General features: G+C 70.9%; 13 protein-coding genes. 2 read left to right on the top strand and 11 right to left on the bottom strand.

The window, feature by feature from the left end; translation table 11 throughout:
- From VM840_11160 to VM840_11110, 11 genes are all read right to left on the bottom strand, one after another.
- A partial coding sequence (locus tag VM840_11160) for a DUF1707 domain-containing protein (GenBank protein HVL82134.1) occupies positions 1-297 on the bottom strand: 297 nt, incomplete at its 3' end.
- 50 nt (positions 298-347) lie between these two features.
- On the bottom strand, positions 348-545 hold the full coding sequence (locus VM840_11155; protein HVL82133.1) for a hypothetical protein: 198 nt from the start codon (positions 543-545) through the stop codon (positions 348-350).
- Positions 545-2,098, bottom strand: a complete 1,554-nt coding sequence (purH, locus tag VM840_11150; protein HVL82132.1) for a bifunctional phosphoribosylaminoimidazolecarboxamide formyltransferase/IMP cyclohydrolase — start codon at positions 2,096-2,098, stop codon at positions 545-547. Before purH ends, VM840_11155 begins: the two co-directional genes overlap by 1 nt.
- Positions 2,095-2,760, bottom strand: a complete 666-nt coding sequence (purN, locus tag VM840_11145) for a phosphoribosylglycinamide formyltransferase (protein ID HVL82131.1) — start codon at positions 2,758-2,760, stop codon at positions 2,095-2,097. The genes purH and purN overlap by 4 nt, the downstream gene beginning before the upstream one ends.
- A gap of 137 nt (positions 2,761-2,897) precedes the next feature.
- On the bottom strand, positions 2,898-3,404 hold the full coding sequence (locus tag VM840_11140; protein HVL82130.1) for a hypothetical protein: 507 nt from the start codon (positions 3,402-3,404) through the stop codon (positions 2,898-2,900).
- Positions 3,405-3,527: 123 nt separating this feature from the next.
- Positions 3,528-4,025 carry a hypothetical protein gene (locus tag VM840_11135; GenBank protein ID HVL82129.1) on the bottom strand — a complete coding sequence of 166 codons (498 nt, stop codon included), beginning with the start codon at positions 4,023-4,025 and terminating at the stop codon, positions 3,528-3,530.
- A 71-nt stretch (positions 4,026-4,096) separates the two neighbouring features.
- Positions 4,097-4,648 carry a hypothetical protein gene (locus VM840_11130; GenBank protein ID HVL82128.1) on the bottom strand — a complete coding sequence of 184 codons (552 nt, stop codon included), beginning with the start codon at positions 4,646-4,648 and terminating at the stop codon, positions 4,097-4,099.
- A 72-nt stretch (positions 4,649-4,720) separates the two neighbouring features.
- Positions 4,721-5,599 carry a succinate--CoA ligase subunit alpha gene (gene sucD, locus VM840_11125; protein HVL82127.1) on the bottom strand — a complete coding sequence of 293 codons (879 nt, stop codon included), beginning with the start codon at positions 5,597-5,599 and terminating at the stop codon, positions 4,721-4,723.
- Positions 5,600-5,989 carry a hypothetical protein gene (locus tag VM840_11120; protein ID HVL82126.1) on the bottom strand — a complete coding sequence of 130 codons (390 nt, stop codon included), beginning with the start codon at positions 5,987-5,989 and terminating at the stop codon, positions 5,600-5,602. It lies immediately after the preceding gene.
- Entirely contained in the window at positions 5,982-7,118 is a 1,137-nt protein-coding gene (sucC, locus tag VM840_11115; GenBank protein ID HVL82125.1) for an ADP-forming succinate--CoA ligase subunit beta, read from the bottom strand. The genes VM840_11120 and sucC overlap by 8 nt, the downstream gene beginning before the upstream one ends.
- A gap of 13 nt (positions 7,119-7,131) precedes the next feature.
- Positions 7,132-7,539 (bottom strand): cobalamin B12-binding domain-containing protein, encoded by a 408-nt coding sequence (locus VM840_11110; protein HVL82124.1) that lies wholly within the window; start codon positions 7,537-7,539, stop codon positions 7,132-7,134.
- 77 nt (positions 7,540-7,616) lie between these two features.
- Here VM840_11110 and VM840_11105 point away from each other — a divergent pair, with 77 nt between their 5' ends.
- A complete protein-coding gene (locus VM840_11105) occupies positions 7,617-8,081 on the top strand; it encodes a hypothetical protein (GenBank protein HVL82123.1) in 465 nt (154 codons plus the stop codon).
- Positions 8,078-9,368 (top strand): carboxyl transferase domain-containing protein (locus tag VM840_11100; GenBank protein HVL82122.1); only part of this gene is annotated, 1,291 nt, incomplete at its 3' end. The genes VM840_11105 and VM840_11100, both read left to right, overlap by 4 nt.

Below are 9,368 nucleotides of genomic sequence, written 5' to 3'. Positions count from 1 at the left end.
GTTCACCACCGCGTAGGCCGTCAGGTGCGCCCGGAACCCCGCGTTGCGCAGCGCGCTCACCCGCCGGCGTCGGCGTGCCTCGTCGGCCGGGGGCGGGAGGTCCGGCAGGTCGTCGGTGACGCGTACGAGCTCACCGTGGGTGCGCGCCGCGAACACGGTCTCCATCCGCTCGGAGAGCTCGTCGGTGGTCAGGCGCCCCTCGACGAGGTGACGGCGCAGCGCCTCGGCCACCTGCTCGCGGTCGGCGTCAGAGGCGCGGGCGTCGGGACGCTGAGGGCGGTCGCCTGGTAGCTGCATATGCGAAGTATCGCGCACGCGCACGCCTGTCTCGGGCCGGTCGCGGCGACTCAGCCCTCGCCGCCCCGGCCTCTCCTCCCGACCACCGCCACGACGAACATCACGGCGCCTTGAAGGGTTAGGAACGTGAACAGCCAGAGCGGCCACCCTCCTCGGTCACCGAACGCTCCGAGCCAGGCGGCCGCGGCGAGGGCGACCATCGTGGTCGCGAGGACACCGCCGACCCAGAGGGTCCCCCGGCCCGGCATCAGTGCAGGAAGTGACGGACGCCGGTGAATACCATCGCGATCTCGTTCGCGTCCGCTGCGTCGATGACCTCCTGGTCGCGCATGGACCCGCCCGGCTGGATGATCGCCGTGATACCTGCGGCGGCGGCGGCCTCGATCGAGTCGCCGAAGGGGAAGAGCGCCTCCGAGGCGGCCACCGAGCCCTTCGCGCGGTCGCCCGCCCGCCGGACGGCGATCTCCATCGACTCCACCCTCGACATCTGGCCCGCGCCCACGCCCACGGCCTGCCGGAGGTTCGCGAGGACGATCGCGTTCGACTTCACGTGCGCGCACACGGTCCAGGCGAAGAGGAGGTCGTCCCACTCGGCCTCCGAGGGCTCGCGCTCCGTGACGATGCGCATGTCCTCTCTGGTCTCGGAGAGGGGATCGTCGGTCTGCACGAGGAGCCCCCCGGACACGCTCGCCACCTTCGCGGGGTCCGGCCTCCACAGGTCGGCGGGGAGCTCGATGACGCGCAGGTTCTTCTTGGCGGAGAGGATCCCGAGGGCTCCTTCGTCGAAACCGGGAGCCACGACGCACTCGAGGAAGAAGGGAGAGGAGCTCCACGCGTCCTGCATGTGCGCAGCCGTGTCCGCCGTGCACACGCGGTTCAGCCCGACGATCCCGCCGAACGCGGCGCGCGGGTCGCACTCGAACGCGAGCCGGTACGCCTCGGCGATGTCTTCGGCGACCGCGACCCCGCATGGGTTCGTGTGCTTCACGATGACGGCCGCCGGCTCCCGGAAGGCTCCCGCGATCCGCAGGACGGCGTCCGCGTCGAGGTAGTTGATGTAGGACATCTCCTTGCCCTGCAGCTGTCGTCCCGAAGCGATCCCGCGGGGGTCCCCCGAGAGCGAGTACAGGGCCGCCTGCTGGTGGGGGTTCTCCCCGTATCGCAGCGACTGGACCCGGCGCGCCGAGAGCGTGAGCTGCTCGGGCAGCGGCTCGTGGTCGGCGAACCAGGTGGAGACCGCGGCGTCATAGGCGGATAGCCGGGAGAAGGCCTTGCCGGCGAGCCGGCGGCGCGTCGAGAGGGTCAGACCGCCCGCCGCCGCCTCCTCGGCGACCCGCTCGTAGTCGTCCGGGTCGACGACGACGCCGACCGACGCGAAGTTCTTCGCCGCCGCCCGGACCATCGTGGGGCCCCCGACGTCGATCAGCGATACCGCCTCCGCCTCGGGGGTGTCCTCCGAGACCTGACGGTCGAAGGGGTAGAGGTTCACCACGACCAGGTCGATCGGCTCGATGCCGTGAGCGGAGATGGTGGACATGTGGTCGGGCTTGGACCGGTCGGCCAGGATCGCGCCATGGACCGCGGGGTGCAGCGTCTTCACTCGCCCGTCCAGCATCTCCGGGAACCCGGTCAGGTCGGACACGTCCTGCACGTGGAGCCCGGCCTCCCGCAGGGTGGTCGCCGTGCCCCCGGACGACACGAGAGCCGTCCCCTGCTCGGAGAGCGCGGCGGCGAGCTCGACGACGCCGGTCTTGTCCCATACGGAGATCAGGGCGCGCCTGATCGCGATCCTGTCGGTCATATGTGTTCTCCTCGCAGTCCGGGAGGGACGTCCCCGGCCCAGGGCGGGTCTTCCACCTCCTGGTCGATCGCGACGCGACGGCCGTCGATCCTGACGGCGCCGGACGCCCACAGCTTCAGCGCCTTCGGGTACAGGACGTACTCGGTCAGGTGTATGCGCCGCTCGATATCCGCGAGCGTCTCGTCGGGCCGGATGTCAACGCTCGCCTGGAGCACGATCGGTCCGTGGTCGAGCTCGGCGTCGATCACGTGGACGGTCACGCCGGTGACCGTCACCCCCCACTCCCAGGCCTGCTTCACGGCGTCCAGGCCCGGGAAGGCGGGCAGGAGGCTCGGGTGCACGTTCAGGATCCGCTCCTCGAACGCGGAGACGAAGACCGGGCTAAGCAACCGCATGTACCCAGCCGCACAGACGAGGTCGATCTCGAACTTCGTCAGGTGGTCGAGGAGCAGCCGGTCGTAGGACTCACGGTCGACGGCTCGGGCGGGGTCGACGTACACGGCTTCTATCCCCGCTCGCTCCGCCCGTTCGAGCGCCCCCGCCCCCGGACGGTTGCTGAGGACGACCCCGATCTCCGCGTCGGCGTAACCGGTCGCGCAGGCGTCGGCGAGAGCCTGGAAGTTGGTCCCGGAACCCGAGGCGAGGACGCCCACACGCAACATGGGAGCCGAGCCTAGCAGGGGGCCGGGACGTGAGAGCGGTGCGGGACGCCACGAGGGCCGGGCTCTCGCCCGGCCCTCGGCACGCCCATCGAGTCACCCCATGTCTCCCGGTCGCTCCCAGGGAGACGAGGGGACCTCTACAGGTATCGGTCGGCCGTACGCCACTCGTCGCCGGTGATGGCGTGGCCACCGCAGCCGCCCGCCCGAACCTGGACTGAGACGGTCCCGGACACCACGGGCTGCGAGAACATGTGGATAGGAGTGTCTGCCACGTAGCTGGGCAGCTGACCCGCGACCGAGTTCTCGGTGGCGACCACATGGTCGCAGTGACCGAGCAGGCCGCCCCACTGGAAACCGTAGTGTGCGCCCTGGGTCGCCCGGATCATCCGGGCCGTCACGCCGGTCGCCCCCGGCGGGATGAACCACGCGGGCTGCACGGCCGAGCCGAGCTGGGCCGCCCGGTCCGCCGTGCAGTACACGGCGGCGGCGTTGACTACCGATCGGCGGGCTTCGGCCGTCCCGTAATAGAAGAACATCGCGACGTTCGAGTCGCAGTTGCCGGCGGAGACGGGCTGGGTGTTCAGGGCGAGAGCGCCACCCAGGACTCCCACGACGACAGCTAGCGCTGCCAGCTTCCTCTTCATGCTTCTACCTCCAGGGGGTCGGATCGTTCGGCGATTCCTTCGGCGTGACCACGACGATCCCTGCCCGCGGCAACGCGAGAGCCCGGCGCGGCCTACGGCCGCGCCGGGCTCGAGAGCGAGAACCTAGAGGTACTTGTCGGCCGACTTGTACTCCTGGTACCCGATCGGGCTCCCGCGGTGGAAGACCCGCACGCCCAGCACCCCGCTGACCGCGGGTCCACCCGGGAACATGTGGATCGGCGTATCGGCGACGTACCCCAGCGTCTCCCCGGCGACCACGAACGGCTGCGCGTTGGCTGCGTCGCAGTGCCCGAGGAGGCCCGTCCAACAGAACCCGTACGTCTGCCCCTCGGAGGCGTCCGTGAACCTCGCCGTTGCGCCCGTGGCGCCCGGCGGGATCACGAAGGGGTCGATCGGCTGCCCGAGGCCCGCGATGTCGTCCGCGAGGCAGTAGGAGGCAGCGGCGTTGGGTACGGAGCGCCGGACCTCGGCGGTCCCGTAATAGAAGAATATGGCTACGTCCACGGAGCAGTTCCCCGCCGCGGCCGGTGGAGCAGCCAGCGAGAGGCCTCCGCCGATCACACCGAGAGCGACAACCAGAGCTGCGACCCTCTTCCTCATGCACCCTCCCTGTTCTCTCTGGACCAGCGGGTCCCGGCAAGGGACCCTCAGCCGCGCCCAGCCGGTCGTGTCTAGACGTTGTTCAGCGTTCTGAACTCGATGGACCCGTTGCCGGTCGCTGCGCGGATCACGCCCAGCTGGGTGGGGTCGAGCGCGATGTACGGCGTGCCGGCGCCGCCGGTCCCGACCGTGGTGTCGCACGACCCGTCCACCACGCTGCGCGGGTAGGTCCAGGCTTCGTGGTAGTTGGCACCGAGGCCCACGATGCTGCCCGCCGTGTCTCTGCACGCCGAGATGTTGTCGCGGCCCGACACCTGGAGCGCGCCGGGCAGGACGTACTGGGCGTCGACGTGGAGGCCGGTGCCCGACTCCTCGCCGACGAAGCAGGCGGCGAAGGCATAGTCCGCGGTCGGCGTGCCCGCCGTTACGCGGTTGATGGGCGCCCCCGTCACCGGGTGGCGCAGCTGCAGCGACGACACGTCCACCGACGTGCCGTACCGGAAGAACATCTGGATGTTGAAGTGGGACGAACAATCCGCCGCGGCCGGTCCGCCGATCGGGATCGAGGCGGCGACGGCTCCAAGTACGACGGCCAGGGCGACGGAACGGGACCTGAGCGACATCTCTCCTCCTGCGACTAGGGTTCGACGCGAGAGGGGTTCAACGGCGGAGGCCGGACTCCTCCCTCACGTGGTTCAGGCTCCCAGGGCCGCCTGCATGAGGTCTCCCACCTCAGAGGGGGTGCGCCCCACCCGGACACCCTTCGCCTCCAGGGCCTCCGCCTTCCCCTCGGCGGTCCCCGACGACCCGGTGATGATGGCGCCCGCGTGTCCCATCCGCTTCCCGGGGGGAGCGGCGAACCCGGCTATGTAGGCGACCACCGGCTTGGACATCCGTTCGGCGATGAAGTCGGCGGCCCGCTCCTCGGCGTCCCCCCCGATCTCCCCGATCATGACCACGGCGTCCGTCTCCGGGTCGTCCTCGAACCGGGCGAGGATGTCCGTGAAGCTGGAGCCGACGACAGGGTCCCCGCCTATCCCCACGCAGGTCGACTGTCCGATGCCGCGTGTCGTGAGCTCGTTGATGACCTGGTAGGTGAGCGTCCCCGAGCGGGAGACCAACCCGACCCGTCCGGGCGTGCAGATGGCTGGGGCGATGATGCCCATGTTGCCTTTCCCGGGGGAGATGAGGCCCGGGCAGTTGGGCCCGATCAGCGTCGTGTCGGTCCCCTTCAGGTAGGACGCGACGACCATCATCTCCCGGACGGGGACGGGGTCCGTGATGCAGACGACCAGGTCGCACCCGGCCGCCTGGGCCTCGAGGACGGCGTCGGCGGCTCCCGCACCGGGCACGAAGATCAGCGACGCGTTCGCTCCCTGCTCGGCCACGGCGTCGAAGACCGTGTCGTAGACCGGGACCCGCCCGTCCAGGGCGGTGGTTCCACCCTTCCCAGGACGCGTCCCGGCCACGATCTTCGTCCCGTACTCGAGGTTGCGCGTGGCGTGGAACGTGCCCTCTCGTCCGGTGATGCCTTGGACGACGACACGGGTTTCGTCGGTCAGAAGGATGGCCATCTAGCGGTCCTCCGGTCCTTTCGGGTGGTAGGGGGTCCATTCGTCGAGGTCCTCCGGACGCCGGCGCTTGCGTCGGACCTCCTCGACGGAGGGCACGCGGTCCTTGAAGCGGTCCCAGGGATCCTGGCGCTCACGCCACGGTTTCCCGATCCAGCGGACCACCTTGCGCCGCACGATGCCGGACGCGGGCGGCTTCTCCTCCGTCTTGCTCACCAGGTCACAGATCACGTCGGCCTCGGTGCGGTCCTTCTTGGCAGCGGACGTGGAGATGAAGATCTCGCACTCGTCCCAGTCACGCCCGAAGAGCCTCTCGAGCTTCGCCCGCACCTCGGGCCAGGGCTGTCCGAGGCGACGGGAGACCTCCTCCTGGAGCTCGACGTCCTCAGGCACTCGCCCTCTGCGTCGCGAGCTCGGCCGCCTCCCACATCGTCGTCGCGGCCTCCACCCCGTCCAGGCTCGCCTCCTGGAGGATCCGGCGGCCCTCCTCGGCGTTCGTGCCGTCGAGTCGGACGACCATCGGCACCTTGAGCTCCACCCTGGTCAGGGCGTCCAGGATGCCCTGCGCCACGAGGTCGCAGCGGACGATCCCCCCGAAGATGTTGACCAGCACCGACCGCACCTTCGGGTCGGACAGGACGATCTCCAAGCCGGCCGCGATCTGCTCCCCGGACGCGCCGCCTCCCACATCGAGGAAGTTCGCCGCCGCGCCCCCGGCCAGCTTCACGAGATCGAGCGTGGACATCACGAGCCCCGCGCCGTTGCCCATGATCCCGACGGACCCGTCGAGCTTCACGTACGCGATCCCCTTCTCCTTCGCGATCTTCTCCTGGGGGTCGGTCGTCAGGATGTCGCGGTAGGCGAGGTAGTCGGGGTGGCGGAAGAGGGCGTTGTCGTCGACCGACACCTTCGCGTCGAGCGCGTGCACCCGTCCGTCGGGGGTCAGGACCAGCGGGTTGATCTCGACGAGGGAGCAGTCCCCCTCCATGAAGACGGTGAACATCTTCTCGAGGATCTCGGCCGCCCCCGCCCGCGCCTCGGGGTCCAGCGTCTTGGTGAGGTAGTGGGCGTGGAAACCCTTGAAGCCGGTGAGCGGGTCGACGTGGGCCTTCAGGATCGCCTCCGGCTCCCGGTCGGCGACCTCCTCGATATCGACCCCGCCCTGCGCCGACACCATGTACATCGGGAGGCCGTTGCGTCGGTCCAGGGTGACGGAGGCGTAGTACTCCTTCGCGATGTCCGTCGCCGCCTCGACCCATACCCGCTCGACCGTGTGGCCCTTGATGTCCATCCCGAGGATGGCGTCGCCGTGTGCGCGGGCCTCGTCCGGATCGTTGGCCAGCTTGATCCCGCCGGCCTTGCCGCGGCCTCCCACCTGCACCTGGGCCTTGACGACGACCTGTCCGCCGATCTCCTTCGCCGCCGCGTGCACCTCGTCCGGCGTCGTGCAGATGCGTCCGTCGGAGACGGGTATGCCGTAAGCGGCGAAGACCTCCTTGCCCATGTACTCGAGCAGGTCCATGAGTCCCTTCCGTTCAGGCCTTGGCTTCGGCTGCCTCGAGGGCGGCGCGCAGCCACTCGACGATCTGGGTCGTGGTCGTCCCGGGCGTGAAGACGGCGGACATCCCGGCCTCGGTGAGGCTCTCGATGTCCTCCGTGGGGATGATGCCGCCCCCGAAGACGAGGATGTCCGAGGCCTCCTTCTCCTTCAGCCCCTGGAGGATCCGGGGGAAGAGGGCCATATGCGCGCCGGAGAGGGACGAGAGGCCGACGCCGTCCACGTCCTCCTGGATCGCCGCCTCCACGATCTGCTCGGGCGTCTGGTGCAGACCCGAGTAGATCACCTCGAACCCGGCGTCACGCAGGGCGCGGGCGACCACCTTCGCGCCGCGGTCGTGCCCGTCGAGGCCGGGCTTGGCGATGAGGATCCGGTAGCGGCGCATGGCGCAGATAGGCTACCGGTCCGCGCGGGAGCCTGGCGAGTGGGAGCCGGGGGCTCCGGACGGCGATACTGGCTCCCATGTCGCGCGCGTTCTTCGTCGACGTCGCGGATGCGCTGGCCGGGTTCCTGCCTCCGCCCCTGCGCTCCTTCTCGTCCAGCATCACCTCGGCGAACCTCAAGGTCTGGTACGGGGAAGCGTTGCGGGAGCATTACGAGGTCCAGTTCCTCAGCCCGCGGGTCGTCCCGGGGGCGGACGGTCCGCTGCTCGAGATCGGGTTCCACGCCGAGCACCGCGACCCGGCGGACAGCCTCCGCGCCGTGGAGACGCTCGTCGAGAGAGAGCGCGACTGGCGGCGCGTCCTGGGACCCCGTCCCGAGGCGGGCCCGTTCGTGGGGGTCGACCGGTGGGCCCGCCTGAGCGAGCTGTGGACGACGCAGGAGATGGCCGGACGCGAGGTCTCGGTGGACGCGGCGGAGCGGCTCGCCGCCTACGTCACGGCGCTGGAGCCCCTCCGGCGGTCACGAGCGGTGTCCGCCCCGTGAGCTGCGAGCACCGCGACCCGGACCGATGGAACGTGTGCCGCGCGTGCGGTCACCACGCCTGGCTCCCGCCGGCCGCTCGGATACGGCTGATCGCCCGCGACTTCGTGGAGCGGGACGCCAGGCTCCGAGGTCGCGACCCGCTCGGGTTCCCGGGGTACCCAGGCTCGGTGGAAAGGGCCCGCGAACGTACGGGCGCGGTGGAGGCCGTGGTGGCCGGGGAGGGGAGCGTGGACGGGGTCCGGTGCGCCCTCGTCGTCGGCGACTTCGCTTTCCTCGGCGGTTCGATGGGCGCGGCGGTCGGCGAGAAGGTGGCTCGCGCCTATGACCGGGCAAGGCGGTCCCGGCTCCCGGTGGTGGTGGTCACCTCGTCGGGGGGAGCCCGGATGCAGGAGGGCATGGTGTCGCTCGTCCAGATGCCGAAGACGGTGGAGGCCCGGCGTCTTCACGCGGAGGCGGGTCTGGGGCAGGTCTCCGTGCTCGCGTCGCCCACCACGGGCGGGGTGTACGCGTCCTTCGGGTCGCTCGCCGACGTCATCCTGGCCGAGCCGGGCGCGACGGTCGGGTTCGCCGGACCGCGCGTGGTCTCCGACCTGACCGGATCGGCTCCACCGCCCGATGTCCACACGGCCGAGCACGCTCACGCCCACGGTCTGGTCGACCTGATCGTGCCGAGGGGAGTCCAGCGGCGGACGCTCGGGACGGTCCTGCGCAGCCTGACCGCTGCGGCGGCGAAGCCGCGGCCGGTCGCGCCCACGCGTCCCGCCCGGCCCGGGCGTCTCGGGGCGTGGGAGAGGCTGCAGCTCGCCCGGCACCCGGACCGTCCCACCGGCCCGGAGGTGGCCAGGGGCATCCTGACCGACGCCTTCGAGCTGCGCGGCGACCGCTCGGGCAGCGACGACGAGGCGGTCCGGGTCCTCATGGGGGCCCTCCGGACCACCGGGGCCCGGGTGGTCGTGATCGCCCAGGACGCCTCCACCCCGCGGGGGATGCGCCCGGGCGGCTATCGCAAGGTGCGCCGGGCCGTGCGGGCCGCCGGGAGGCTCGGTCTCCCCGTGGTGACGGTGATCGGCACCCGCGGAGCGGACCCGCTGCCCGACTCGGAAGCGGCGGGGATCGCGGGGGCGATCGCGCGCACGTTCGAGACGCTGCTGGCCTGCCCGTCCCCGTCCGTGGCCGTGGTCTGGGGAGAGGGCGGCAGCGGGGGCGCCCTGGCGCTGGGCGCCTGCGATCGGCTCGTCGCCATGGAGAACTCGGTCTTCTCGGTGATAGCGCCGGAAGGCGCGGCTT

This window comes from Actinomycetota bacterium (assembly GCA_035540895.1).
Lineage (GTDB): Bacteria > Actinomycetota > JAICYB01 > JAICYB01 > JAICYB01 > DATLFR01.
The sequence above is the reverse complement of the archived record's forward strand: the minus strand, read 5'-3'. Positions and strand labels throughout refer to the sequence as shown.

Bases quoted from the DNA above. Each gene is read 5' to 3' on its own strand.
- VM840_11155 (HVL82133.1), bottom strand. From the start codon at position 545: ATGCCGGGCCGGGGGACCCTCTGGGTCGGCGGTGTCCTCGCGACCACG.
- purH (HVL82132.1), bottom strand. From the start codon at position 2,098: ATGACCGACAGGATCGCGATCAGGCGCGCCCTGATCTCCGTATGGGAC.
- purN (HVL82131.1), bottom strand. From the start codon at position 2,760: ATGTTGCGTGTGGGCGTCCTCGCCTCGGGTTCCGGGACCAACTTCCAG.
- VM840_11140 (HVL82130.1), bottom strand. From the start codon at position 3,404: ATGAAGAGGAAGCTGGCAGCGCTAGCTGTCGTCGTGGGAGTCCTGGGT.
- VM840_11135 (HVL82129.1), bottom strand. From the start codon at position 4,025: ATGAGGAAGAGGGTCGCAGCTCTGGTTGTCGCTCTCGGTGTGATCGGC.
- VM840_11130 (HVL82128.1), bottom strand. From the start codon at position 4,648: ATGTCGCTCAGGTCCCGTTCCGTCGCCCTGGCCGTCGTACTTGGAGCC.
- sucD (HVL82127.1), bottom strand. From the start codon at position 5,599: ATGGCCATCCTTCTGACCGACGAAACCCGTGTCGTCGTCCAAGGCATC.
- sucC (HVL82125.1), bottom strand. From the start codon at position 7,118: ATGGACCTGCTCGAGTACATGGGCAAGGAGGTCTTCGCCGCTTACGGC.
- VM840_11110 (HVL82124.1), bottom strand. From the start codon at position 7,539: ATGCGCCGCTACCGGATCCTCATCGCCAAGCCCGGCCTCGACGGGCAC.
- VM840_11105 (HVL82123.1), top strand. From the start codon at position 7,617: ATGTCGCGCGCGTTCTTCGTCGACGTCGCGGATGCGCTGGCCGGGTTC.